The sequence below is a fragment of the Pseudomonas nitroreducens genome, from assembly GCF_024170165.1.
GTDB lineage: Bacteria > Pseudomonadota > Gammaproteobacteria > Pseudomonadales > Pseudomonadaceae > Pseudomonas > Pseudomonas nitroreducens_C.
Map to the genome: position 1 here is coordinate 538514 of NZ_JALJXP010000001.1, position 23980 is coordinate 562493.

28 protein-coding genes are annotated in these 23980 nt (G+C 66.9%); 24 read left to right on the forward strand and 4 right to left on the reverse strand.

Going from position 1 to position 23980, the window contains the following annotated elements:
- Nucleotides 1–8: 8 nt before the first annotated feature.
- From fliF to J2T47_RS02485, 15 genes are all read left to right on the forward strand, one after another.
- On the forward strand, nucleotides 9–1718 hold the full coding sequence (gene fliF, locus J2T47_RS02415) for a flagellar basal-body MS-ring/collar protein FliF (RefSeq protein WP_253442083.1): 1710 nt from the start codon (nucleotides 9–11) through the stop codon (nucleotides 1716–1718).
- Nucleotides 1696–2736 (forward strand): FliG C-terminal domain-containing protein, encoded by a 1041-nt coding sequence (locus tag J2T47_RS02420; protein WP_253442085.1) that lies wholly within the window; start codon nucleotides 1696–1698, stop codon nucleotides 2734–2736. Before fliF ends, J2T47_RS02420 begins: the two co-directional genes overlap by 23 nt.
- A gap of 6 nt (nucleotides 2737–2742) precedes the next feature.
- Nucleotides 2743–3441 (forward strand): flagellar assembly protein FliH, encoded by a 699-nt coding sequence (gene fliH, locus J2T47_RS02425; RefSeq protein ID WP_253442087.1) that lies wholly within the window; start codon nucleotides 2743–2745, stop codon nucleotides 3439–3441.
- A 1-nt stretch (nucleotide 3442) separates the two neighbouring features.
- Nucleotides 3443–4774, forward strand: coding sequence for a flagellar protein export ATPase FliI (gene fliI, locus J2T47_RS02430; RefSeq protein WP_253442089.1), 1332 nt, complete (start codon nucleotides 3443–3445; stop codon nucleotides 4772–4774).
- Nucleotides 4774–5196, forward strand: coding sequence for a flagellar export protein FliJ (locus tag J2T47_RS02435; protein ID WP_253442091.1), 423 nt, complete (start codon nucleotides 4774–4776; stop codon nucleotides 5194–5196). Before fliI ends, J2T47_RS02435 begins: the two co-directional genes overlap by 1 nt.
- Nucleotides 5197–5376: 180 nt before the next feature.
- A complete protein-coding gene (flgM, locus tag J2T47_RS02440) occupies nucleotides 5377–5661 on the forward strand; it encodes a flagellar biosynthesis anti-sigma factor FlgM (protein WP_045213327.1) in 285 nt (94 codons plus the stop codon).
- Entirely contained in the window at nucleotides 5658–6098 is a 441-nt protein-coding gene (gene flgN / locus J2T47_RS02445) for a flagellar protein FlgN (RefSeq protein WP_253442093.1), read from the forward strand. Before flgM ends, flgN begins: the two co-directional genes overlap by 4 nt.
- A 349-nt stretch (nucleotides 6099–6447) precedes the next feature.
- Nucleotides 6448–7797 (forward strand): flagellar filament capping protein FliD, encoded by a 1350-nt coding sequence (gene fliD, locus J2T47_RS02450; RefSeq protein WP_253442095.1) that lies wholly within the window; start codon nucleotides 6448–6450, stop codon nucleotides 7795–7797.
- Nucleotides 7794–8192: a flagellar export chaperone FliS gene (fliS, locus tag J2T47_RS02455; RefSeq protein WP_037017149.1), complete on the forward strand. Its 399-nt coding sequence runs from the start codon at nucleotides 7794–7796 to the stop codon at nucleotides 8190–8192. Before fliD ends, fliS begins: the two co-directional genes overlap by 4 nt.
- Complete coding sequence (locus tag J2T47_RS02460) at nucleotides 8176–8493, forward strand: hypothetical protein (protein WP_253442097.1); 318 nt, start codon at nucleotides 8176–8178, stop codon at nucleotides 8491–8493. Before fliS ends, J2T47_RS02460 begins: the two co-directional genes overlap by 17 nt.
- Before the next feature lie 3 nt (nucleotides 8494–8496).
- On the forward strand, nucleotides 8497–9657 hold the full coding sequence (locus J2T47_RS29310; RefSeq protein ID WP_253442098.1) for a flagellar hook-length control protein FliK: 1161 nt from the start codon (nucleotides 8497–8499) through the stop codon (nucleotides 9655–9657).
- A 44-nt stretch (nucleotides 9658–9701) separates the two neighbouring features.
- The gene (locus tag J2T47_RS02470; protein ID WP_253442099.1) at nucleotides 9702–10190 is read left to right on the forward strand and encodes a flagellar basal body-associated FliL family protein; all 489 of its coding nucleotides are present in this window, start codon (nucleotides 9702–9704) and stop codon (nucleotides 10188–10190) included.
- Between the two features lie 6 nt (nucleotides 10191–10196).
- Nucleotides 10197–10958 (forward strand): FliA/WhiG family RNA polymerase sigma factor, encoded by a 762-nt coding sequence (locus J2T47_RS02475; RefSeq protein ID WP_253442100.1) that lies wholly within the window; start codon nucleotides 10197–10199, stop codon nucleotides 10956–10958.
- Between the two features lie 13 nt (nucleotides 10959–10971).
- On the forward strand, nucleotides 10972–11844 hold the full coding sequence (motA, locus tag J2T47_RS02480) for a flagellar motor stator protein MotA (RefSeq protein ID WP_138213252.1): 873 nt from the start codon (nucleotides 10972–10974) through the stop codon (nucleotides 11842–11844).
- A complete protein-coding gene (locus J2T47_RS02485; RefSeq protein ID WP_253442101.1) occupies nucleotides 11841–12902 on the forward strand; it encodes an OmpA family protein in 1062 nt (353 codons plus the stop codon). Before motA ends, J2T47_RS02485 begins: the two co-directional genes overlap by 4 nt.
- 6 nt (nucleotides 12903–12908) lie before the next feature.
- Here J2T47_RS02485 and J2T47_RS02490 read toward each other — a convergent pair whose 3' ends face one another.
- From J2T47_RS02490 to lafA, 3 genes are all read right to left on the reverse strand, one after another.
- The gene (locus J2T47_RS02490) at nucleotides 12909–13397 is read right to left on the reverse strand and encodes a hypothetical protein (protein WP_253442102.1); all 489 of its coding nucleotides are present in this window, start codon (nucleotides 13395–13397) and stop codon (nucleotides 12909–12911) included.
- Nucleotides 13385–14224: a winged helix-turn-helix domain-containing protein gene (locus J2T47_RS02495; protein WP_253442104.1), complete on the reverse strand. Its 840-nt coding sequence runs from the start codon at nucleotides 14222–14224 to the stop codon at nucleotides 13385–13387. Before J2T47_RS02495 ends, J2T47_RS02490 begins: the two co-directional genes overlap by 13 nt.
- A gap of 292 nt (nucleotides 14225–14516) precedes the next feature.
- Nucleotides 14517–15398 carry a lateral flagellin LafA gene (gene lafA / locus J2T47_RS02500; protein WP_138213248.1) on the reverse strand — a complete coding sequence of 294 codons (882 nt, stop codon included), beginning with the start codon at nucleotides 15396–15398 and terminating at the stop codon, nucleotides 14517–14519.
- Between the two features lie 306 nt (nucleotides 15399–15704).
- On the opposite strand from lafA, the gene J2T47_RS02505 reads away from it, so the two are divergent.
- From J2T47_RS02505 to J2T47_RS02530, 6 genes are all read left to right on the forward strand, one after another.
- The gene (locus J2T47_RS02505; RefSeq protein ID WP_253442106.1) at nucleotides 15705–16322 is read left to right on the forward strand and encodes a CDP-alcohol phosphatidyltransferase family protein; all 618 of its coding nucleotides are present in this window, start codon (nucleotides 15705–15707) and stop codon (nucleotides 16320–16322) included.
- 63 nt (nucleotides 16323–16385) lie between these two features.
- Complete coding sequence (locus tag J2T47_RS02510; protein WP_253442108.1) at nucleotides 16386–18143, forward strand: bifunctional alpha/beta hydrolase/class I SAM-dependent methyltransferase; 1758 nt, start codon at nucleotides 16386–16388, stop codon at nucleotides 18141–18143.
- A gap of 8 nt (nucleotides 18144–18151) precedes the next feature.
- Nucleotides 18152–19492 carry a phosphatase PAP2/dual specificity phosphatase family protein gene (locus tag J2T47_RS02515; protein WP_253442701.1) on the forward strand — a complete coding sequence of 447 codons (1341 nt, stop codon included), beginning with the start codon at nucleotides 18152–18154 and terminating at the stop codon, nucleotides 19490–19492.
- Nucleotides 19482–19928 (forward strand): hypothetical protein, encoded by a 447-nt coding sequence (locus tag J2T47_RS02520; protein WP_253442110.1) that lies wholly within the window; start codon nucleotides 19482–19484, stop codon nucleotides 19926–19928. The genes J2T47_RS02515 and J2T47_RS02520 overlap by 11 nt, the downstream gene beginning before the upstream one ends.
- 14 nt (nucleotides 19929–19942) lie before the next feature.
- On the forward strand, nucleotides 19943–20572 hold the full coding sequence (locus J2T47_RS02525; protein ID WP_253442112.1) for a lysophospholipid acyltransferase family protein: 630 nt from the start codon (nucleotides 19943–19945) through the stop codon (nucleotides 20570–20572).
- A gap of 1 nt (nucleotide 20573) precedes the next feature.
- Complete coding sequence (locus J2T47_RS02530; protein ID WP_253442114.1) at nucleotides 20574–21503, forward strand: phosphatidate cytidylyltransferase; 930 nt, start codon at nucleotides 20574–20576, stop codon at nucleotides 21501–21503.
- A gap of 107 nt (nucleotides 21504–21610) precedes the next feature.
- Here the strand turns inward: J2T47_RS02530 and flgA are convergent, their stop codons facing one another.
- On the reverse strand, nucleotides 21611–22432 hold the full coding sequence (flgA, locus tag J2T47_RS02535) for a flagellar basal body P-ring formation chaperone FlgA (protein ID WP_253442116.1): 822 nt from the start codon (nucleotides 22430–22432) through the stop codon (nucleotides 21611–21613).
- Between the two features lie 62 nt (nucleotides 22433–22494).
- On the opposite strand from flgA, the gene flgB reads away from it, so the two are divergent.
- From flgB to J2T47_RS02550, 3 genes are read left to right on the forward strand one after another with little or no spacing between them, the layout of a single operon-like run.
- The gene (flgB, locus tag J2T47_RS02540; RefSeq protein WP_253442118.1) at nucleotides 22495–22860 is read left to right on the forward strand and encodes a flagellar basal body rod protein FlgB; all 366 of its coding nucleotides are present in this window, start codon (nucleotides 22495–22497) and stop codon (nucleotides 22858–22860) included.
- Nucleotides 22861–22864: 4 nt separating this feature from the next.
- Nucleotides 22865–23293, forward strand: a complete 429-nt coding sequence (gene flgC, locus J2T47_RS02545; RefSeq protein ID WP_045213291.1) for a flagellar basal body rod protein FlgC — start codon at nucleotides 22865–22867, stop codon at nucleotides 23291–23293.
- Nucleotides 23293–23961, forward strand: coding sequence for a flagellar hook capping FlgD N-terminal domain-containing protein (locus tag J2T47_RS02550; protein ID WP_253442120.1), 669 nt, complete (start codon nucleotides 23293–23295; stop codon nucleotides 23959–23961). The genes flgC and J2T47_RS02550 overlap by 1 nt, the downstream gene beginning before the upstream one ends.
- The last annotated feature ends 19 nt before the right edge of the window (nucleotides 23962–23980 follow it).

A 23980-nucleotide genomic window follows, 5' to 3' on the forward strand; every position in this document is an offset into this window, starting at 1 on the left:
GACTGACAGTGCTGCAGAATCTCAAAGGGCGCCTGCCGCTCGACAAACTCAAGCTCGACCCGCGCCTGGGGCTGCTCGGCATCGCCCTGGGCGCCGCCCTGCTGGCCGCTGCCGTGGTCTTCTACCTGTGGCGCGACCAGGGTGCCTACCGCCCGCTGTATGGTGCCGGCGAAGCTTATCCTGCCGCCGACGTGATGCAGGTGCTGGACGCCGAGGCCTTCGATTATCGCCTGCACCCGCAGAGCGGCCAGGTGCTGGTGCGCGAGGAAGACCTGGCGCGCGCCCGCATGCTGCTCGCAGCCAAGGGCGTGAAGGTGTCCCTGCCGGCCGGCTACGAGCTGTTCGACAAGGACGAGCCGCTGGGCACCAGTCACTTCCTCCAGGATGTTCGCCTCAAGCGCAGCCTGGAAGGCGAGCTGGCCCGCACCATCATGGGCCTGAAAGGCATCGAGCAGGCGCGCGTGCACGTCGCCCGCGAGGACAGCAATTCCTTCGTGGTCGGCCGGCGCGACCCGGCCAAGGCCTCGGTACTGCTGCAACTGGCGCCCGGCCAGCGGCTGAGCCCCGAGCAGGTCGGCGCCATCGTCAACCTGGTGGCCGGCAGCGTGCCGCAGTTGAAGTCCGAAGATGTCAGCGTGGTGGACCAGAACGGCGTGCTGCTGTCGCGCGGCATCAGTGGCGTCGGCGGCCCCTCGCAGAACTGGCAGGCGGTGGACGAGTACCAGCGCAAGGCCGTGGGCAATGTCGAGGAAGTGCTGGCGCCGGTACTCGGCCTGGGCAACTACCGCATCAGCGTGTCCGCGGATATCGACTTCAGCCAGAAGGAAGAAACCCTGCAGGCCTACGGTGAGGCGCCGCGCCTGCGCAGCGAAGTGCTGCGCAACGAGAGCACGCTGGACCAGCTTGCTCTCGGCGTGCCCGGCTCGCTGAGCAACCGCCCGCCGGAGCCGCCGCCACAAGTGCAGCAGGGCCAGAACAACGCCCAGGGCAACAATCAAGCTGCTGGGGGGCCCCCCGGCAACGGCAAGGTCGCCAGTACCGGCAACAAGGCTGCGACCTCGACTCGCGAGGAAGCCACCCGGCAGAACGACTTCGACCAGAGCGTCACCCACATCAAGTACCCGGCCTTCGCCCTGCGCCAGCAGAGCGTCGCTGTGGTGATCAACGCCTCCACCGCGCCCGAGGGCGGCTGGACCGACAAGGCCCGCGCCGACCTCGAAACCATGGTCAAGAGCGCCGTGGGCTTCAACGCCCAGCGCGGCGACCTGATCACCGTCAGCGTGTTCCCCTTCGCTGCCACCGCGGTGGAAGAGTCCACCGCCAGCTGGTGGGAGAGCAGCGCCCTGCAGTCGCTGGTGCGCTACACCGTGCTCGGCCTGATTGCGCTGCTGTTCCTGCTGTTCGGTGTGCGCCCGGCCGTGCGCAGCCTGACCCAGCGCACGCAGCCGTCGGCCACCGCCGAGCTGGCCGAGGGCGGCGCCGAGTACCCGCTGGCGCTGGACGCCGAGCGGCGCCTGTCGCTGGGCAGCGAGAGCGTCGGTGGGCTCAACGTGCTCGGCGAGCTGAACCCGCTCTCGGAAATCCGCCTGCCGGCACCGGGCTCGGGCCTGGAGCACCAGATCGAGCATCTGCAGATGCTGGCGAAGAACGACCCGGAACGGGTCTCGGAAGTGATCAAGCACTGGATTGGCCGCAATGACCGACACGAGCCTGCCTGAAGAAACGAAAAAGCGCGGCCCGCAGATGCGCGCCGTGAGCTCCCTGGAACAGGCGGCGATCCTCATGCTGAGCATGGGTGACGAAGCCTCCTCCGGCATCCTGCGCAACTTCAGCCGCGAGGAGATCGTCAGCATCAGCCAGGCGATGGCGCGGCTGTCCAACGTCAAGCAGAACACCGTCTCCGACGTGATCGGCCGGTTCTTCGACGACTACAAGCTGCAGTCCAGCATCAAGGGCGCGTCGCGCTCCTACCTCGCCGGCATGCTCGGCAAGGCGCTGGGCAGCGACATCACGCGCAATCTGCTGGACAGCATCTACGGCGAGGAAATCCGCGCCAAGATGGCGCGCATGGAGTGGATCGATCCCAAGCAGTTCGCCGCGCTGATCGCCAAGGAGCACGCGCAGATGCAGGCGGTGTTCCTCGCCTTCCTGCCGCCGGGCATGGCCACCGACGTGCTCGAAGCCATGCCGCCGGAGCGCCAGGACGAGCTGCTGTTCCGCATCGCCAACCTCAGCGAGGTAAACAGCGATGTCATTGCCGAGCTGGAACAACTGATCGATCGCAGCCTGCGCGTGCTCTCCACCCAGGGTTCGCAGGTGCGCGGAGTGAAGCAGGCGGCGGACATCATGAACCGCTTCAAGGGCGACCGTAACCAGATGTTCGAGCTGCTGCGCGCCCACAACGACGACCTGGTCGGCAGGATCGAAGACGAGATGTACGACTTCTTCATCCTTTCCCGGCAGAACCAGGAAGTGCTGCAGACCCTGCTGGAAGTCATCCCGCTGGACGAGTGGGTGGTCGCCCTCAAGGGCGCCGAGCCCGAGCTGGTGCGCGCCATCCAGGGCGCCATGCCGAAGCGCCAGGCGCAGCAGATGGAGTCGATCAACCGCCGCCAGGGCCCGGTGCCGCTGAGCCGCGTGGAGCAGGTACGCAAGGACATCATGGGCGTGGTGCGCGAGCTGGCCGCCGACGGCGACCTGCAGGTGCAGCTGTTCCGCGAGCAGACGGTGGAGTAACCGCGCATGGCGATCAAAGTCATCAAGGCCGACAGCCGCGCCTGGCGTCCGTACCGCTTCCCGCCGCGCTGCGCCACCGCCAGCGCCGACAACCATGGCTGGGACAGCGACCCGGCGGCGCGCCAGCGCGCCATCTCCGACGGCTTCCAGGAAGGCCTGGAGAAGGGCTACCAGGATGGCGTCGGCGAAGGCCGTGAAGCCGGCCTGCGCGAAGGCTTCGAAGCCGGTCGCCAGGATGGCCTGCGCAAGGGCCGCGAGGAAGGCCGTGCCACCGGCCGCCAGGTGTTCGACGAGGCCAGCGCGCCGCTGCAGGCCGCCGTCGAGGCCTTCGGCGAGTACCACCAGGCCTTCCAGCGCAGCCGCCAGAAGGAGCTGCTGGAGCTGGTGCAGAAGGTCGCGAAACAGGTCATCCGCGTCGAGCTGACGCTCAACCCCACCCAGTTGCTGACCCTGGCCGAGGAAGCTCTCGCGGCCATGCCGGGTGAGCAGGGCGACGTGCAGATCCTGCTCAACCCGGAAGAATGCGCGCGTATCCGCGAGCTGAACCCCGAGCGCGCCGCCAGGTGGCGGCTGGTGCCGGACGAGCGCCTGGCGCTGGGCGAATGCCGCGTCGTCACTGCCCAGGCGGAAGCGGACATCGGCTGCCAGCAGCGCCTGGACAGTTGCATGGAAGCCCTGAGCGCGCACCTGCAGGACGAAGACTGACATGGCCCTGGGCGACGGCTTCAAGCTCGAGGAAGCGCTGCGCTCGCTGGACTCGGTCCAGCTGGCGCGGGTCAGCGGTCGCCTGGTGCGGGTCTCCGGCCTGTTGCTGGAAAGCCTCGGCTGCCGGCGCATGACCGGCCAGCGCTGCTACGTGGAAGTCGCCGACGGCGAGCGCCTGGAGGCGCAGGTGGTCGGCTTCAACCGTGACATCACCTACCTCATGCCCTTCAAGAAGCCCGTCGGCCTGACCTCCGGCTCGCGGGTCTTCCCGGCGCCGGACGAAGCCGTGCTGCACATCGATCATTCCTGGCTGGGGCGCGTGGTCAACGGCCTCGGCGAACCGCTGGACGGCCTCGGCAAGCTCGCCGGCCGCCACCCGTTGCCCACCGAGCTGCCGCAGGTGAACCCGCTGCGCCGGCGCCCGGTGTCCGAGCCGCTGGATGTCGGCGTGCGCGCCATCAACGGCCTGCTGACCCTGGGCAAGGGCCAGCGCGTCGGCCTGTTCGCCGGCAGTGGGGTGGGCAAGAGCGTGCTGCTGGGGATGATCACCCGGCAGACCAGGGCCGACGTGGTGGTGGTCGGGCTGATCGGCGAGCGCGGCCGCGAGGTGCAGGAGTTCATCCTGCATTCCCTCGGCCCGGAAGGCCTGCAGAAGGCAGTCGTGGTGGTAGCGCCGGCCAATGAGTCGCCGCTGATGCGCCTGAAGGCCACCGAGCTGTGTCACAGCATCGCCGCCTATTTCCGCGACCAGGGCAAGGACGTGCTGCTGCTGGTGGATTCGCTGACCCGCTACGCCATGGCCCAGCGCGAGATCGCCCTGGCCCTGGGCGAACCGCCGGCCACCAAGGGTTATCCACCGTCGGTGTTCGGCATGCTCCCGGAGCTGGTGGAAAGCGCCGGCAACGGCGAGGGCGAGACCGGCAGCCTGAGCGCCATCTACACCGTGCTGGCGGAGGGCGACGATCACCAGGACCCGATCGTCGACTGCGCCCGCGCCATCCTCGATGGGCACATCGTGCTGTCGCGCCGGCTGGCGGACGTCGGGCACTACCCGGCCATCGACATCGGCGCCTCGGTCAGCCGCTGCATGAGCCAGGTGGCGGACCCGCTGCACCTCTCCGCGGCGCGCCAGTTCAAGGAATTCAGCGGCACCTATGAGCGGATCAAGGAGCTGATCCCGCTGGGCGGCTACACCCCGGGCATGGACGTGAAGACCGACCGCGCCGTGCAGCTGGCGCCCATGCTGGAACGCTACCTGCGCCAGGAGACCGCCGACGGCGCGGAGCTGGGCAGCAGCGTTGCTACCCTGCAAAGCATCGTCGGGGGCCGCTGATGAAGACGCAGATCGACATGCTCGGGCGCCTGGCCGATGTGCGCGGCGGCAAGGTCCGCGAGCTGCTGGGGCGGGTGAATTACCAGCAGAACCTCTGCCAGCGCTACCGCAACAACATCACCGGGCTGGATCGCCTGTGCGGCTTCAGCGTGGCCACCAGTACGCCGCTGCAGCGGCACAACCAGCAGCAGTACAAGGCCACCCTGCACAAGATGCTGCAGTTGCAGCGCCGCGAGCTGGAAGTCGCCGAGCAGACCCTGGCGCGCATCCAGGGCGAGCTGATGGCGGCCATGCGCAGCGAGAAGGTGCTGGCCCAGGTGATCGAGGCCAGGGTCGGCCTGTGGCAGCTGCAGCTTGCGCAGCAGGAGCAGAAAATCCAGGATGGCCTCGCCGCGCAGTCCTGGTGGCGGGCGCGGGCGTGAACGTGGCCAGCGAAAATGGCGGATAACGCGTGCCGCGTTATGCGCCCTACGCGGGGGATCCGCAGGGCGAATAACCGCTTGCGGTTATCCGCCGTCTGTTCCGCGAAATTCGACATTTAAGTTTTCCTCCGAGGCGGTCGCCCTCTGAGTGAAAGGCCCAAAGACATTCGGATACCGACCATGGAAATCACCCGGCAACTGACCAGCGTCGCGCTGGCCACCAGCGAGTCCGCCAAGAGCGCGCGCAGCGAGCGCGTCGCCCCGGTGGCGGAGACCAGCGCCAGTGCGCCGGTCAGCGATTCGCTGCGCCTGGACGAAATGCAGGAAACCCTGCGCGCCATGCCCGACGTGGACCAGAGCCGCGTCGCCGAAATCCGCCGCGCGCTGATGAATGGCGAGCTGCAGAACGACACCAGCGTGCTTGCCACCAGCATCCTCTCCTACCACCGCGGCAGCGACGCATGACCCAGCGCGCGCGGCTGCTGCAGGTCATCGAGCAGGACATCCAGCAGGATGGCCGCGATTGCCTGGCGCTGCGCGATCGCCTGCAGGAGCTGTATCGCCACCTGCTGGCGCGGGACAGCGCGCAGATCGAAGCGCTGAACCCGGATATCCAGGCCCTGCTCGAAGCCGTCGCCGGCCGCGCCCAGCGCCGCAGCCGCGTGCTGCGCGCCTTCCAGCTGCCGATGGACGCCGACGGCATGCGTACGCTGCTGTCCAACTACCAGCCGCCGCGTCGCGAGGAATTGCAGCAGGAGTGGCAGCAACTGGGCCAGCTCACCGCCCAGTGCAAACGCCTCAACGAACGCAACGGCAAGCTGCTGGCGATGCACCACGACATCCTCAGTCAGCTGATGGGCGATCCTCGCGAACAGCCGGTTTATTCGCGCCAGCTGTACTGACCCACGCTTCGCGTTTTCCCGGCTCTGTTCGCGAGCAAGCTCGCTCCTACGAAGAGCGCGCCGGCATTCCCTTGTAGGAGCGAGCTTGCTCGCGAACCGCACTGCACCCAATCCCGTCGTAGCTCGCGAAAATACCCCGCCAGAGTCGCTTAACGAATCCCTCCCCACGGTCGCCCTTTCCCTCCATCAGGGCACGCACCCGGCAGGCGGAAATACCGCTTCCCGCTGCGCGCCAAGGCACGCCGGGCGGAAGTGAAACTTCTCCCCGGTAATCCCGGAAAGCCCCGTGCTGCGGGCCTTCTGGCATTGGCACCGTAATTGCTCTTCCGACCCAAAGAGGTGGATTCAGATGGCGACCATAGATTCCGATTACGTCAAAAGCATGGCCCAGCAGCTGGCCACGTACGAAGTGCAGAACGGCCTGAACAAGGCGGACCGCAACAAGACCTCGTACCAGTCCCAGCTGACGGCCGTGACCTCCCTGGAGTCGGCGCTCAAGACCTTCTCCTCGGCGGTGAAAAGCCTGCAGGGCGTGACCGGCAGCAACACCAGCATGCTGGTGAACAGCGCCACCACCAGCAAGGACGGCTACCTGACCGCCAAGGTCGACAAGAACGCCGTGCCCGGCAGCTACGACTTCTTCGTCGAGCAGCTCGCCACCAGCCACCAGCTGTCCTTCTCCGGCTTGCAGGCCGGCGATGTCGACACCCAGGGCACCCTGACCCTGACCCAGAACGGCAAGTCGTTCGACATCGACCTGAGCAGCATCGACACCGACGGCGACGGCAGCAACTCGCTGGACGAGCTGGCCGCAGCGATCAACAAGGCCACCGACAACACCGGCGTTAAAGCCACCCTGGTGCGCAGCAACGGCCAGGTGTCGCTGGTGCTGGGTGCCGAGAAGTCCGGCGCGGACAACGCCATCAGCCTGTCGCTGAGCGGCACCGACAGCGCCAACAGCGCCTTCGAGAACGCCATCGGTAACCCGCAGGAACTGTCCAGGGCACAGGATGCCCGCGTCCGCCTGGGCGGCGAGAGCGGCATGCTGCTGACCAACTCCAGCAACACCTTCGACAACATCATCGACGGCGTCAGCGCCACCTTCACCCAGGCGCAGAAGTCCGGCGAGCAGGCCATCCGCCTGACCGTCGCCCAGGACCAGAGCGAAACCAAGAAGAAGGTGCAGACCTTCATCGACGCCTTCAACGCGCTGGCCAGCACCATCGACAGCCTGACCGCCGCCGGCGACCAGAACGGCAACGCACGCGGCGCCCTGGCCGGCGATTCCAGCGTGCGCTCCATCGAGAACGCGCTGAACCAGATGGTCCGCACCAGCTTCGGCGGCGCCAACCTGATCACCCTGGGCATCAGTGCCGACCGCAACGGCAAGCTGACCCTCGACGCCACCCGTTTCGAGAAGGCCATCGCCAGCGACCCCGAGGCCCTGGACAAGCTGTTCATGGGCAAGGGCAACCTGCTCGACAGCCTGGACAAGGGCGTCGCCGTGTACACCAACAGCGTCAACGGCGTCATGAAGAACCGCAAGGACGCCCTGAACAACAGCCTGCGCCGCGTCGACGATGACTACGACAACCTGCAGAAGCAGTACGACACCTACTACGCGCGCTACCTCAAGCAATACACCTCGATGATGCAGACCATGCAGTCGATGGACCAGACCAGCGGGATGTTCGGATGACCGCCTACGGCATGAACGAAAGCTACGACAGTTACCGGATGATCGACCTGGAATCCAAGGCCGCCTCGTCTTCGCCCTATGAACTGGTGCTGGTGCTGTTCGACGGCCTGCTCGACGAACTGGCCCGCGCCCGCGGGCACATCGAGCACAAGCGCTACCAGCAGAAGGGCCGCTCCCTGGAGAAGTGCCTGAACATTCTCAACGGCCTCAACGGCGCGCTCGACTACGAGAACGGCGGCGAGACCGTGCAGGGCCTGGCGCGCCTCTACGACTACTGCATCTACCGCCTCTCCGACGTCAGCGTGTCGCTGGAGGTCGCCGGCATCGACGAAGTGGTGCGCCTGCTGGGCATCCTGCGTGAAGGCTGGGAGGGCGTGAGTGCCGCCCGTGGATGATCGCCAGCGCCTGCTGCAGCTGTACGAACGGCTCGGCGGGGCGCTGCAGCGCAAGGACTGGAAAGCCATGGGGCAGGTCGACCTGGCGATCCGCGCGCAACTGGTGGCGATGTCCTCGCGCACCGAGCTGGCGGCTGATGTGCTGCTGGCCAGGAAGCACCTGAAGCGCCTGCATGAGCAAGCCTCGCAGGCCTGCGCCGAGGAGTGCGAGCGTCTGCGTCGCCTCCTGCTCTCGCACCTGGAATATGCCGAGGGACGCTCGGCATACATGCAGGTGGATACGTACCAGGAGGGTCGATAGACCGTGATTCAGCTACCGACCCAGTCCCTGCCGAGCACCGAGCGCGATACACCTGTGGTGGCCGAAGCGCGCCCGCAGAATTCGCGTCGTGATGACGCCGGTGCTGCCAGCGTTGCCGGCTTCCAGGCGCAGCAAATGATGCCGTCGAATGCCGGCGAGCGGACCATCACCGTGCAGTCCTTCCTCGCGCAGTTCGACACCGCGCAGATCGAAGAGCCGCTGCAGCAGCCCAACGCCGCAGCGCCAGTGCTGCCTGAAACACTGCCCGCGGACACCCGCGACAGCGATACGCCGGGCCAGCAGGCCGAAGCGTCTTCGCCCTCTGGTGCGGAGAGCTGGCTCGCCGGCATGCTCGGTCAGGCTGGCCTGGTGGTGCAGGCACGGGACAATCCGCCCGAGCAGACCAGCGCCCGCGTGGCCGGCTTCGCCACCCAGGCAGCTGATACGTCTGCGCAGCCGACGCCCGCCGCCGTGAAGCCGGAAGATGTGTTGCTGCCGCCTGCCGAACTCTCCGAGGAGCCCGCCAAGGCCGCTGCGCCGGCACCCCGTGAGGCGACCCAGAGCCAGGCGCAGACGCTGCTGCAACAGCACCTGGCCGCTGCCGCACAGGCGCCGGAGTCCGGCGTTCCGACGTTGCCGGGCGCTGTACTCGATCCGCGTTTGCCGGCCACCGACGGCACCGCCCAGCCCGCCGCCTCGACACCGGCCTCGCCGTTGTTCGACAGGCCGCTGCACCTCAAGGGCAGCAACGAGGCCCACTGGGGTGAGCAGATGGTCAGTGCGCTACGCGACAACGTCGAGCTGCAACTCGGCCAGCGTGTGCAGAACGCCACGATCCGCCTCGACCCGCCGGAACTGGGCGCCCTGGAGATCCTCGTGCGCCATGAGGCCGGCCAGCTCAACGTGCAGATATCCGCGTCCAACGGCGACGTGGTGCGCCTGCTGCAGAACACCAGCGAGCGCCTGCGCCAGGAGCTGGTCGGGCAGAACTTCCTGCAGGTCAACGTGCAGGTCTCATCCGATTCGCAGTCCGGCCAGCAGGGCCAACAGCACCGCCAGCGCTTCGCCGAGGAACAGCTTGCGGTGGCCGCCAACCCGCGCGATGCGCAGGCGGGCGAACGCTCCTCGCCGCGTGGCGACAGCGACGTACTGATTACCGTGTAGGCCGCCAGCGGCCCGTACTCCCACAGGATTTTTCGAGAAACCCCATGACCACGCCGCGTCTCGTTCTACTGATGCTCATCGTGAATATCGCCGTCGTGCTGGGTGGCGTGTTCGTCAACTACAAGATGATCAAGGCCGCCAGCCTCGCCCCGGCCGCCGCCGCTTCCGGCAAGGAGGGTGGCAAGGACGACGCCAGGGAGGAGGAAGAGCAGGAGAGTGCCGAGTACCTTTTCGTGCCGGTGGAGAAGATCATCGTCAGCTCCCGTGGCGAGGACCGCGAACACTACTTCGTGATCGACCTGGTGCTGCAGGCGAAGGCCGAGCAGGAGCGCAAGAAGCTCGAGAGCGTCGCGCCGATGGTGCGCAGCTCGGTAGTTGCCAACCTGACCCCGGAGAAGTTCGAAGTGCTGCGCGCGATGCCCATCGGCGACGTGCAGGCACGCCTGGAGAAGGCAGTGATCGACGACTTCGCCGCACGCAAGGTGGTGGTGCCCTTCGAGCACGTGATGCTCAGCAAGATGATCGTCCAGTAAACCGCCATGCACGCCCTTCGCGATCCTGCCCTCAGCTATGCCAGTGGTGCCGGTGGCTACGACAGCCCCGAAGGCGGCCATGCGCGCCTGTCGCCGGCGGCCGAGCAGCGCTGGATGATGCAGTACCTGCCGCTGGTGCGGCGCATCGTCAGCCAGCTGTCGCTGCAGGCCAACCAGGTGCTGGATCGCGAGGACATGGAGCAGATCGGCCTGATGGGCCTGCTCGAAGGGCTGCGCCGCTACGGTGAGCCGGATGAGCAGTTCGGCCGTTTCGCCGCGCTGCGCATTCGCGGCGCCATCCTCGACGAACTGCGCCGCCAGGACTGGCGCCCGCGCCAGGTGCGGCAGCAGGCGCACAAGGTGCGCGACGGCATCCGCGCGCTGGCACGCCAGCTCGGCCGCGTGCCCAGCGACGAGGAAGTGCTCGCCGCCACCGGCCTCGACGAGGCGGGCTACCAGGACTATCTGCGCGCCGAGTCCTCCGAGGCCATCGAGAGTTTCGATGCGCTGCTGCAGAACGGCCACGACGGCGTGCAGGGCAGCGGTGACGCACTGGAAGAACGTGTGCTCAAGGAGCGCCTGCTGGCCCAGGCGCTGGAGCGCCTCAACGAGCGCGAGCGGCTGATCCTCAACCTGTATTACCAGCACGAGCTGAACCTCAAGGAAATCGCCCTGGTGCTGGAGCTGACCGATGCGCGCATCTGCCAGCTGATGAAGCAGGCGATCGGCAAGTGCAGCCGTTTCCTCAACGATCCCGACCCTCTCTGAAGAACCCATCACCATGCAGAAAATCATCGGCGCCCTGATCATCATCGCCGCCGTGCTCGGCGGCTACGCCATGGCCCATGGCGACATGCGCGCACTCTGGCAACCGGCGGAGATGCTCATCATCCTCGGCGCCGGCCTGGGCACCCTGGTCGTCGCCAATCCGCGCGAAGTGCTGCTGGAGATGTGCTCGCAGATCAAGGGCGTGTTTGTCTTCAAGCGCCGTGGCGAAGAGTTCCAGCGGCAGCTGCTGATGCTCCTCTACGAGCTGCTGGAAATGGTCGACGTCGGCGGCCTGAAGGTGCTCGACGCGCACATCGAGGAGCCGGAGCAGAGCGACCTGTTCGCCCGCTACCCGCTGATCCTCCAGGAAAAGAACCTGATGGCGTTCATCGCCGACAACTTCCGCCTGATGGCCATGGGCAAGATCAGCGCCCACGAGCTCGAAGGCTTCCTCGAACAGGAACTCGACGCAATGGAGCACGCCCTGCTGCAGCCGTCCAAGTCGCTGCACAAGGTCGGCGAGGCGATGCCCGGCTTCGGCATTCTCGCGGCGATCCTCGGCATCATCATCACCATGGGCAACATCGGTGGCTCGGTCGCCGAGATCGGTGCCCACGTCGCTGCCGCGCTGGTGGGGACCTTCTTCGGCATCTTCGTCTGCTACTGCCTGATGGACCCGCTGTCCAACGCCATGTCGCAGCGCGTGAAGACCGAGCTGTCGGCGCTGGAATGCGTGCGGACCACGCTGGTCGCCCACGTTGCCGGCAAGCCCACGCTGCTGGCGGTGGATGCCGGTCGCAAGCTGATCGAGCAGGACGTGAAACCGGCCTTCAAGCAGCTGGAGACCTGGGTCACCCGCTATGAGGAAGAGCGGGACGCAGCATGAAGAAGCGTGCCGACAAGCACAGCGAAGTCATCATCAAGCGCCGCAGCAAGAAAGGCCACGATGACGAGCACGGCGGCGCCTGGAAGGTAGCCTTCGCCGACTTCACCCTGGCGATGATGGCGCTGTTCATGGTGCTGTGGATCGTCCATCCGCAGACCGAGCCGCAGCCGGTGGCGGTGGGCGACCAGGACGCCAACCCGGTGGTCGATGGCGGCGCCGGCGTGTTCGATGGCGCCAGCCGCACACCCATCGAGCTGGACGGCATGCCGCAGCCGATCAAGACCCCGGAAAAGCCCGCGCCGCAGTTGGCTCTGGAGGCTGGCAAGCAGGGCAAGGCGGGCGAACAGGCGAAGGACTCCAGCGTGCAGCAGGACGGCGAAGGCCGTCAGTACGACAGCAACGAGGACCTGCGTGAGCTGGCCGAGCTGATCCGCGAGGTGTCCGGCAAGGTCGACGCGCTGGCCAACATCGAGGTGACGGTGGTGCCGCAGGGGCTGCGCATCCTGATCAAGGACGACCAGCAGCGCTTCATGTTCGCCCGTGGCCAGGCGACCCTCGATCCGCACTTCCAGACCCTGCTCGGCGCGCTGTCCGGCGTGCTGGCCAAGGTGCAGAACAGGTTGATCCTCAGTGGCCACACCGATGCCGTGCAATACCGCCGGCCGGATGGCTACAACAACTGGAACCTCTCCGGCGACCGTGCCCTGCGTGCGCGCAACGTGATGGTCGACAGCGGCCTGCCGGCCGCGCATGTCCTGCAGGTGGCGGCCCAGGCCGACGTCATGCCGTTGCGCCCGGAGGACCCGGAGAACGGCGCCAACCGGCGCATCGAAATCCTTCTGCTGACCCGGCGTGCGGAGAGCCTGTACCGGGAAATCTTCGGCGAGAGTTATGCCCAGGTGCACTACTCGGAGTCGGGCGCGAAGCTCGTCGAGCCGCAGCCGCAGCCGCAGCCGCAGCCGCAGCTGCGGCAGGAAGCGGAGGAGAAGGCGCCGGCTTCAGCGGCGCTCGAAGCAACGGCTCCCGCCAGGGCGGCGGAGCCGACGCTCAAGCTCTGAGAGGGTTCAGCGATTGCGCAGGTGGCGCGGGCAGAACACCTGGCGCGTCTCGACGCCATAAAGGCAGCCGCCCAGGGGTTCGAGGGTGATGCGGGCGCCGCGCTGGCGGCCGTAGAGCAGGTTGAAGATCAGCTCGCTGTCCAGGCCGCTGTCGGCCTGCAGGTTGCTGATGCTGTTTTCCTCCACCTGCAGCTGGAAGCGTCCGCCCAGGTCGCTGCCGACCAGGCCGGAGACTTCGAGGATGTTGGCGTCCTGCTGGATCATCGAGTAGAAGCGCCCCTCATGGAACATGGTGGTCTGGGCGATCTCCAGCACCTTGCCGTTGCCCAGCAGCACCTGCCCGGAAGAGGCGTAGCGGCCGTCGATGGCCGAGGTGCTGTGGGCGTGCTTCCACAGCATGCCCAGCGCCAGGGTCAGGCAGATCACGCCGAACAGCGAGATCACCAGGCAGCGGCGCGCCGCGCCGAGCTGGCGGCGTAGGTTCAGTTCAGGCACTTGCGCAGCTGCTCCTGGGGAATCCGGGCGACCTGGCTTTCATGGATCAGCAGCCAGTTGGAATTGCCTTCGGGTTGCACGCAGACCAGTTCATAGAAGCCCGAGGTCATGTGCAGCATGAGGCCGATGGGGCGGCTGGCCAGGTCGGCCAGCTGGTGGGCCAGGGGGCGGGTGTTGCTGATCAGCCGCTGCAGGTCCTGCTCGTTGTCTTCGACGTAGGTGATCTGCAGGGAGCCGACTTTCTGTTCGGCGGTGAGGACCGGGCTGCGAACCTGGGTGTAGTAGAAGGCGCCGGAGAGGACCAGCAGGCCGAAGGTGCAGAGACTGGCGGCGGCGAGTTTCAGGCGCCGCAGGTTCGGCGGACGCAGCCCGGGGACGGAAACGACTTCCTCCAGCGGAATGACCTCCGGAGTGGCGTCGGTGACTTCCGCATCCGGCTCGCTGGCCTGGCCGATCAGGTACTGCGGGTTGAACATGTAGCCGCGGCGCGGCAGCGTCTGGATGATCTGCCGCTGCTTCTCGTCCGCCAGCACCTGGCGCAGGGTGTAGATCTGCTGGTTCAGGCTGCCCTGGCCGACCACCCGGTCGGACCATGCGTGGGTCAGCAGCTCATCGCGCGCCACCACGTCGCCCGGGCTCTGCAGCAGGCGTTCGAGCACGCGGCTGCCGGAAAAACCCAGGTCGATACGCTCCACCTGGCCGTCACGGTCGAGGTCGAGTTGATAGAGCGCGGGATAGAACTGCGCGACGCAATCGGAACGCCCGGTACGGAGGGTCAGGCAGGCGATCGGCCGACTGTCCGCTGGCGTGGAAGTGAGTGTGTTCATCTTGCCCTTGCGAGCCGCTCCCTAGACGGTCGCGGGGAAACTCCATTTGTCCATGGAGGCAGAGGCATTATTTTGACGTCAGAAAAATGTGGGTGCAAGTTCTGAATTTTGCACACTCGTGCTTGCAATTTTCACGCAAGCCTAGAAACCACCGACGCAGAGGGGCTGCACCGCGACCGGTAGTCGCCATGCCGTTTGTCAGCGGACCCGCAGACAGCACAACGCCCCGCCTGGGCGGGGCGATGGCGGATCAGGGCGCGCGAGGCGGGGGGCTCCTCGCGCTGGCCGGGGCTTAGCCCAGCAGGCCCATGATCATGCTGGGCATCTGGCCAGCTTGCTTGAGCATGGAGATGCCAGACTGCATCAGCATGGAGTTCTTGCTCATGTTGGCGCTTTCGACGGCGAAGTCGGCGTCCATGATGCGGCCCTTGGACAGGTCGGTGTTGTCCTTCATGTTGGCCAGGTTGTTGGAGGTGTGCTGCAGGCGGTTGATGTTCGCACCGAACTGGGCACGCAGGGCGCCGATGGCGTCCAGGGCATCGTTGGCCTTGTCGATGGAGCCGTTGGCGTTGGTGATGGTTTCCAGCTCGGTGCCGTCGGCGCTGGTAGCCTGGAACTGGGTGGTCAGGGCGCCGAAGGCGTCGGTCACGGCTTTCAGTTCGGTGGTGACGTCGACGTTCAGGGTCTCGGCCTTGTCCGAACCGATCTGGAAGGTCACGCCGCCGGTGGCGCCGAACTTGCCGCTGGCGCCATCGACGCCGAACAGCGCATCGCCGCCGAACTTGGTGTTGGCGATGATGTTCTTCAGTTCCTTGCCCAGCTCGTTGAACTCGGCGGACAGGGCCTTGCCGTCGTCGGTGGTGTTGGTGCCGTTGGCAGCCTGGGTAGCCAGGTCCTTCATGCGCTGGGTGATGTCGGTCAGCTCGCTGAAGGAGCCGTCAGCGGTCTGCATCAGGGAGATGGCGTCGCTGGTATTGCGCATGGCCACGTCCATGCCGCGGGACTGGGCGTTCAGGCGGGTGGCGATCTGCAGGCCGGCGGCGTCGTCGGAAGCGGAGTTGATACGCAGGCCGGTGCCCAGGCGCTGCTGGTTGGTGGCCAGCAGGTTGTTGGTCTTGCCCAGGTTGGTCTGGGTGATCAGGGAGGAGTAGTTGGTTTGAATCGACAAGGCCATGGTGGACTTCCTGTATGAGCTGAATGAAGCCGGCGTTGTGCCTGCTGAAGGGGTAAGGCGACAGCTCGCGGGGAAGGATTAAGGGGGGATGAAAAAAATTTGGCGCGGGGATTCCGGCGAAGCCGGCAGTCGGTCCGTCGACTTCCCTGACCGACACCCTGTGCCCTGAATCTCAGGATCGGTCATCTATCTTGTTGAGACATATCTGACAGCCCTGGCGCCGGGGTGCGGCTAAGCTCCCCGGGTCCACAAGGTTGTGGATCGTTCGACCGAATCCCTCGTTCCGAACTGTGAGAAAGGAACCTCATGATCTCCGTCTACCAGCTCAAGTCCCGTTTCCAGAACCTGCTCCGCCCCCTGGTCACCCGCCTGCACGAGCGTGGCGTCAGCGCCAACCAGGTGACGCTGGCCGCCTGCGGCCTTTCGCTGCTGGTGGCGCTCACGGTCGCACTGCTGGCCGGCCACGCCTGGATATTCCTGCTGATCCCCCTGTGGATGTTCCTGCGCATGGCGCTCAACGCCATGGACGGCATGCTCGCCCGCGAGTTCGGCCAGCAGTCGAAGCTGGGCGCCTATCTCAACGAACTCACGGACGTGATCGCCGACGGCGCGCTGTACCTGCCATTCGCCCTGCTGCCGGGCGTGAGCCCGGCGCTGGTGGTACTGGTGGTCCTGCTGGCGGTGATCAGCGAATACGCCGGCGTGCTCGGGCTGATGGTGGGAGCTTCGCGGCGCTACGACGGCCCCATGGGCAAGAGCGACCGCGCACTGTGCTTCGGCGTTTTCGGCGCGGCCGTGGCGGCCGGGCAGCTGCCGCTGGTCTGGCTGAACCCGCTGCTGGTGCTGCTGGCACTGCTGCTGGTGCTGACTATCGTCAACCGGGTGCGCCAGGGGCTGGCCGAGCAGAAGGAACAACAGGCCTGAGCCACGGCCGCCATCTCAGGACGGGGACCGGACAGTCCCGCAAGCCATCGAACAGAGGAAGTTATGCGCGAGTCTTCGAATCACCACTTCGTTACCCACGACGGCGTCGAGCTGTTCTACCGCCACTGGCCGGCCGTTGCCGGCAGCGACGAGCCGCGCCGCGCGGTATTGCTGTTCCATCGCGGCCATGAGCATTCCGGGCGTATCGGCCACCTGGCCGACGAACTCGACCTGCCCGGCTTCGACGTCTTCGCCTGGGATGCCCGCGGACACGGCCAGTCGCCCGGCGCGCGTGGCGACAGCCCGAGTTTCGGCACCAGTGTCCGCGACGTGCAGACCTTCGTCGAGCACATCGCCTCGACCTACGGCGTTGCCATCAGCGATATGGCGGTGGTGGCGCAGAGTGTCGGCGCGGTGGTCGCCTCCACCTGGGTGCACGACTATGCGCCGCCGATCCGCAGCCTGGTGCTCGCTTCGCCGGCGTTCAAGGTCAAGCTCTACGTGCCTTTCGCCCGGCCGGGCCTGAAGCTGGCGCGCGGGTGGCGCGGCAACTTCTTCGTCAACAGTTATGTGAAAGCGAAATTCCTCACCCACGACCCTGAGCGCATCGCCTCCTACGACAGCGACCCGCTGATCGCCAAGGCCATCTCGGTGAACGTGCTGCTGGGCCTGTACGAAGCGGCCGACCGTGTGGTGGCCGATGCGCAGGCGATCCAGGTGCCGACGCAACTGCTGATTTCCGGTTCCGACTTCGTGGTGCACCGCAAGCCGCAGCAGCGCTTCTTCGATAATCTCGGCACGGCCCGCAAGGAGCTGCACATCCTGCCCGGCTTCTTCCATGACACCCTGGGCGAGCTGAAGCGCGAGCAGGCAGTGACCCGCGCGCGGCGCTTCATCCTCGAATGCTTCACCCGCCAGCCTGAGTGCGCGGACCTGCGCGACGCCGACCGCTTCGGCTACACCTGCGCCGAGGCGGAAGCACTGGCGACACCGCTGCCCGCCTGGTCGATCCGTGATCTCTACTGGCGCGCGACCCGCGCCAACATGCGCCTCGGCCGGCTGCTGTCCGACGGCATCAACCTCGGCTTCCAGACCGGCTTCGACTCCGGCAGCACGCTGGACTACGTCTACCGCAACCAGCCCGCCGGAGCGGGGCCGGTGGGCCGGATGATCGATCGTACCTACCTGGAGTCCGCCGGCTGGCGCGGCATCCGCCAGCGCAAGGTGAACATCGAGGAGCTGCTGCGCCTGGCCATGGCCAGCCTGCGCGAGCAGGGTCGCGAGGTACGCATCCTCGACATCGCCGCCGGCCACGGGCGCTACATCCTCGAAGCGCTGCAGGGCCTCGAGGCGCTGCCCGAAAGCGTGCTGCTACGCGATTACAGCGAGCTGAACGTGCGCGAGGGCTCGGCGCTGATCGAGCGCCTGGGGCTCAAGCAGCGCGCCCGTTTCGTGCAGGGCGACGCCTTCGATGGCGCCGACCTCGCCGCCGTCGAGCCGAAGCCGACGCTGGCGGTGGTCTCCGGTCTCTATGAGCTGTTCGCCGACAACGCCCTGGTCAGCGGATCGCTGGCCGGCCTGGGCGAGGCAGTGGAAGAGGGCGGCTACCTGATCTACACCGGCCAGCCCTGGCACCCGCAGCTGGAGCTGATCGCCCGCGCCCTCACCAGTCACCGCGCCGGGCAGGCCTGGGTCATGCGCCGCCGCACGCAAGCAGAGATGGACCAGCTGGTGGCCGCTGCCGGCTTCCGCAAGCTGGCCCAGCGCATCGATGAAGATGGCATCTTCACCGTCTCCCTGGCCCGTCGGGAGCGCAGCTGATGGCGTCGATGCCGGCGCGCGATCCCGGAGTCCTGCGGCGCGCGGTGATCTGGCTGCTGTTCCTCGGGCCGTTCTTCTTCCTCAGCTATGGCTTCGCCAACTGGGTGGCGGGGCAGCGCGAAACGGTCGGTGTGCTGGTGTTCGACTGGGAGCGCGGCATGCCGCTATGGCCCTGGACGATCATCCCGTACTGGTCCATCGACCTGCTGTACGGGCTGTCCTTCCTGCTGCCGCGTACCCGCCGCGGGCTGGACTGCCACGCCCTGCGCCTGCTCACCGCGCAGGTTATCGCGGTGACCTGCTTCCTGCTGTTTCCGCTGCGCTTCAGCTTCGAGCGGCCCATGCTGGAGGGCTTCTTCGGCGTACTGTTCGACCTGTTGATGGGCTTCGACAAACCCTTCAACCAGGCGCCCTCGCTGCATATCGCCCTGCTGGTGATCCTCTGGGCCGCCTACGGTCGCTACGCCAGTGGCGCATGGCGCTGGTTGCTGCACGGCTGGTTCGCGCTGATCGGCCTGTCGGTGCTGACCACCTGGCAACACCATTTCATCGACGTACCGACCGGTGCACTGCTGGGCTTCTTCTGCGTCTGGCTGTGGCCACGGGAGGTGCGCTCGCCGCTGCAGGCGTGGAGCCTCAGCGGCGATCCGCAGCGGCGCAGGCTGGCCGCGATCTACGGCGCCGGGTCGTTGCTCTGTCTGGTGCTGGCGCTGGCCGGCGGCGGCCTGTGGCTCTGGCTGTGCTGGCCTGCGGTGTCCCTGGCGCTGGTCGCGCTGTGCTACCTGGCGATCGGCACGGTGGGCTTCCAGAAACGCCTGGACGGTCGCCATTCGGTGGCAGTCTCCTGGCTGCTGGCGCCCTGCTGGCTGGGCGCGTGGCTCAACGCGCGCTGGTGGACGCGCCGCCATCCGCAGCCGGACGAAGTGCTGCCGGGTCTCTGGCTCGGGCGCCTGCCGGACTGGTACAAGCCCCGGCATCTGCCGAGCCTGTCGATCCTCGACCTGTGCGCCGAGCTGCCCTGCACTGCGCTGACCCGGCGCTACGAGTGCCTGCCCCTGCTCGACCTGGTGGCGCCGAGTGTCGAGCAGTGCCGGCAGGGCGCGGAGCTGATCCAGCGAATGCATGCCGAAGGCCCGGTGCTGGTGTGCTGCGCACTGGGCTACTCGCGCAGCGCCACGCTGGTGGCGGCGTGGCTGCTGATATCCGGCCGTGCGGCCACGCTCGAGGAAGCGCTGGCGCAGGTTCGCCACGCACGTCCGCAGGTGGTGCTCAAGGCCGAACAACTGGCGGTGCTGGCGCAGATCGCCGGCCAGCCGAACCTGACACAGGAGGTGAGTCATGTCGGTTGATCCGGCCCTGATCCTGGTGGCCAGCCTGCTGCGCCGCGGCAGCAGTCTCAATGGCCTGTCCTCGGCGCTCACGGTGCTGGCGCTGGCGCTGGGTTTCTACGGCGTGCTGATGGCCAGCGCCACCCTGGCGTTCAGCCTGAGCATGGCGTTGCTGGTGCTGCTGGGGCTGGTGCAGAAGTTCTATGCCATGCGCGTGGCGCTGGACGCCGACCTGTTCGAGGCCATGGCCAACGCCGGCGAGGCGCTGCCGGAGAAAACCCGGCAACTGGACGACGCCCTGGCCACCTACGCCGGTGTGCCGACGGACAAGACCGGTCGCCCCTGGAGCGAGCGCAGCCGTGGCGCGCTCGCCCTGTTGCGCCGGCAGGTGCAGCTCTGCGCCGCACAGTGGCTCATTGCGCTGCTGTGCCTGATCACCCTGACCTTCCAATCCTGAGGAACGTACCCGCAATGCTGGAACGACTCTGCGCCTACGCCATCATCGCCGGCGCCCGTGCGGTGACCGGCCTGCGCAGCCTGTGGCTCGGCACCACGCCGATCCCGGCGCAGCGCATCTACTACGCCAACCACAGCAGCCATGGCGATTTCGTCCTGCTCTGGGCGTCGCTGCCGGCGGAGCTGCGCTCGCGCACGCGGCCGGTTGCCGGCATGGACTACTGGGGCAAGGGCGGCCTGCGTGGCTTCATCATCAACCGCGTGTTCCATGGCGTGCTGATCGACCGCACGCGCGGTGCCGAGGGTGGCAACCCGCTGGAACCGGTGGAGCGCGCCCTGGCCGAAGGCGACTCGCTGATCCTTTTCCCCGAGGGCACCCGCAACCTCGACGAGGAAGTGCGTCTGCTGCCGTTCAAGAGCGGCATCTACCACCTGTCCAGGGCCTATCCCCAGGTCGAACTGGTGCCGGTGTGGCTGGACAATCTCAACCGCGTGATGCCCAAGGGCCGTGCGTTGCCTTTGCCGCTACTGTGCACCCTGAGTTTCGGTGCCCCGCTGGCGGTGGAGGAGGGCGAGGCCAAGGAAGCCTTCCTCGAACGCGCTCGCGAGGCGCTGCTCAAGCTCGCCGCGCCGGAGGGTCGCTGAAATGAACCAGACCTGGCTGCTCTTCGGTGGCATCGGCGCCATCCTCATCCTCGCCTCACTGGTCGGCGCGGTGCTGCGCTGGAAGGCGCCGCCCGGACCGCACGCGGTGATCGACAACCTCAACGCGCGGATCAACGCCTGGTGGGTGATGGTCGCGGTGATCGGCTGCGCCTTCGCCCTCGGGTACTGGGCGGTGATCCTGCTGTTCTACGGGGTGTCGTTCTACGCCCTGCGCGAATTCCTCACCCTGATGCCGACCCGGCGCAGCGACTATCCGGCGCTGGTGGCGGCGTTCTACTTCGTGCTGCCGATGCAGTACCTGCTGATCGGCATTGGCTGGTACGGGCTGTTCTCCATCTTCATCCCGGTCTACGTGTTCCTGCTGCTGCCGATCCTCGCCTCGCTGGGTGGCGACTCCAAGCACTTCCTCGAACGCGCCTCGAAGGTGCAGTGGGCGCTGATGCTGGCGGTGTTCTGCATCTCCTACGTGCCGGCGCTGCTGACCCTGGAGATCGCCGGCTACGAGGGGCGCAACCTGCTGCTGATCGCCTTCCTGGTCATCGTCGTGCAGCTGTCCGACGTGCTGCAGTACGTCTGCGGCAAGCTCATGGGCAAGCGCAAGATCGCGCCGAATCTGTCGCCATCCAAGACCCTGGAAGGCTTCGTCGGCGGCGTGACGCTGGCCACGCTGATCGGCGGCGCACTGTGGTGGATCACGCCCTTCAGCTTCTGGCAGGCGCTGCTGATCGCCCTGATGATCAACATCCTCGGTTTCTTCGGCGGGCTGGTGATGTCGGCGATCAAGCGCGACCGCGGGGTGAAGGACTGGGGCCACATGATCGAAGGCCACGGCGGCATGCTCGACCGCCTGGACTCGGTGTGCTTCGCCGCGCCGGTGTTCTTCCATTTCGTCCGCTATTGGTGGACCTGAGGCGCGCCGGTGTATCACCGCGTCAACCTGTAGGAGCGGGCCATGCCCGCGATCGCGCGCATGGCGCGCTCCTGCAGGGAGATTCCGGAGGTTGGCGCGAGCGGCATTCAGAAGATGCTGCTCACCTCGCCTGACGCCATCACCTTCGCCTCGATGATCTTCTGGCTGCGCAGGTTCTTCACGCGGATCACTTCGTCCTGCTTGCCGTTGGCCAGCGCCTCGCCGACGGCGCTGGCCTGGATGCCGTCCTGGCTGGCGACGATCTTCACCTGCTGGCCGCGACGCACCAGCATCGCGCCATCGAGCAGCGCCGGGGTCAGTGGCTGGTTGGCGCGGATGCGGCGGCGGGCGGTCTTGCCAGTCACCTCGGCGGTATCGGTGAAGTAACCCCGCGAGCTCTTGCCGAGTTCCACCGGCGCGAGCTTGAGCTGCGCCGCATCCAGCGTCCGGCCGCGCTCGATCTCGCTGCTGGCGACCACGGCCGGCAGGTACACCGTGGGCTGGCTGATGAAGGTCACCGGCCAGCCGGATTGCCCCGCGCAGGAAGCTTCGAAGCGCCGTCGCGCGGTGATCGCGGCGGGCGCTTCGAGTGCGCGCAGTTGCGGACTGCCGGGGCAGGCAGCGAGTTTTCCCAGGCTGTTGGGCAGGTTGTTGTTCACGCTGAAAGTCATGCCTTTCCAGCCGGCCTTGCGCGCGGCTTCCTTCAGTTCGGCGGCGACCTGCTGCCGCCCCGCGGCGTCGAGTTGCGCGCGCGCATCCTGGGCTTGCGCGAGGGCGGGCAGCAGCAGGAGGAAGCAGGCGGAAAGGACCTTTCCGCATCCCGTCGCGCGGTGCGTCGAAAGCGGAAGAGCCGCGTTGCGCGCGTGGCTCTGCAATTCGAATAAATCCTTGTAAATCAACGGCATGAAGCGGTATTCCGGGGTGGGCATGCTTTGTGCTCTATCGCTGCGCACACCGAAAGATGGCCGAACGACGAGAGCGGGTTGCGCGAATGAGTATACGGTTTGACGAGACCCTGGGTATCCACGAGAGAGCCCTCTCGCTGCACATGCAGCGCAGCGAAATCCTGGCCTCCAACCTGGCCAACGAAGACACCCCAGGCTTCAAGGCGCGGGACATCGACTTCGCCGCCGAGATGCAGCGCCAGGACAGCCCCAGCGTCCTGCTGGCGAGCACCAGCGCCGCGCGCCCGGACCTGAAGTACCGCATCCCCAACCAGTCTTCCCAGGACGGCAACAGCGTGGAGCTGTCCACCGAGCAGGCGGAGTTCTCGCGCAACGCGATGGATTTCCAGACCAGCCTGACCTTCCTGACCCTGAAATTCCGCGGCCTCAAGCAGGCCATCGAAGGACGCTGACGCCATGGCATTCGATTCCATCTACCGCATCGCCGGCTCGTCGATGAACGCGCAGACCGTGCGCCTGAACACCGTGGCGAGCAACCTGGCCAACGCCGACTCCGCCGCCAACAGCCCGGACACCGTGTACCAGGCGCGCAAGCCGATGTTCGCCGCCGTCTACGAGAACGACCAGCTGACCCGGGGCGCCGGCATGGGCGGCGCCCACGTGCAGGTGCTCGACGTGGTGACCTCCGGCCGCTCGCCGCAGCGCCGCTACGAGCCCGGCAGCCCGCTGGCCGACGCCACCGGCTACGTCTACTACCCCGACGTCAACGAGATCGAAGAGATGACCGACATGATGTCCGCCACCCGCAGCTTCGAGACCGGCGTGGAAGTGCTCAACCGGGTGAAGAGCATGCAGTCCAGCCTGCTGAAACTGGGAGACGCCTGATGAGCACGGTCAACAACGACACCAGCAGCACCACCAGCGGTACCTCGTCCGATACGCCCAGGCAGGCGGTCAATCTGGGCGAGATGACCGACATGGAGAACAGCTTCATCACCCTGCTGGTCGCCCAGGTGCAGTACCAGGACCCGACCAAGCCGGTGGACAGCACCGAGTTCATCAACCAGTACTCGGCCATGGCGCAGGTCAAGAGCATGCAGAACATGACCACCCTGCAGCAGAACAACCTGGTGCTGATGGACAACCTGCAGACCCTCACTGCCGCCGGCCTGGTGGGCCAGGAAGTGAAGGTCAGCGCCGACAGCCTGCAGCTGGACGGCGACCAGGTCAGCGGACAGATCACCCTGGAGCACGCCTCGGCCACCACCGTGCTGCAGCTCACCGACGCCAACGGCGTGCGTACCGACATCCCCCTCGGCCCGCAGGAAGCCGGTGCCGTGCCCTTTACCGTGGACCCGCAGACGCTGGGCCTGAAACCCGGCAAGTACAGCCTGGCGGTCAAGACCGAGAGTGGCGAGACGCCGGGCATCGAGGTTTCCGGCCTGGTGCACAACGTCCGTGTCAGCGCCGACGGGCCGGTGCTGGAAGTCGAGGGCGCAGGCTCGGTGCCCTTCTACAAGATCGTCGAATTCAGTCAGGGCCAGGCCGCCTGAACGCCTGTTTCCCCCCTCT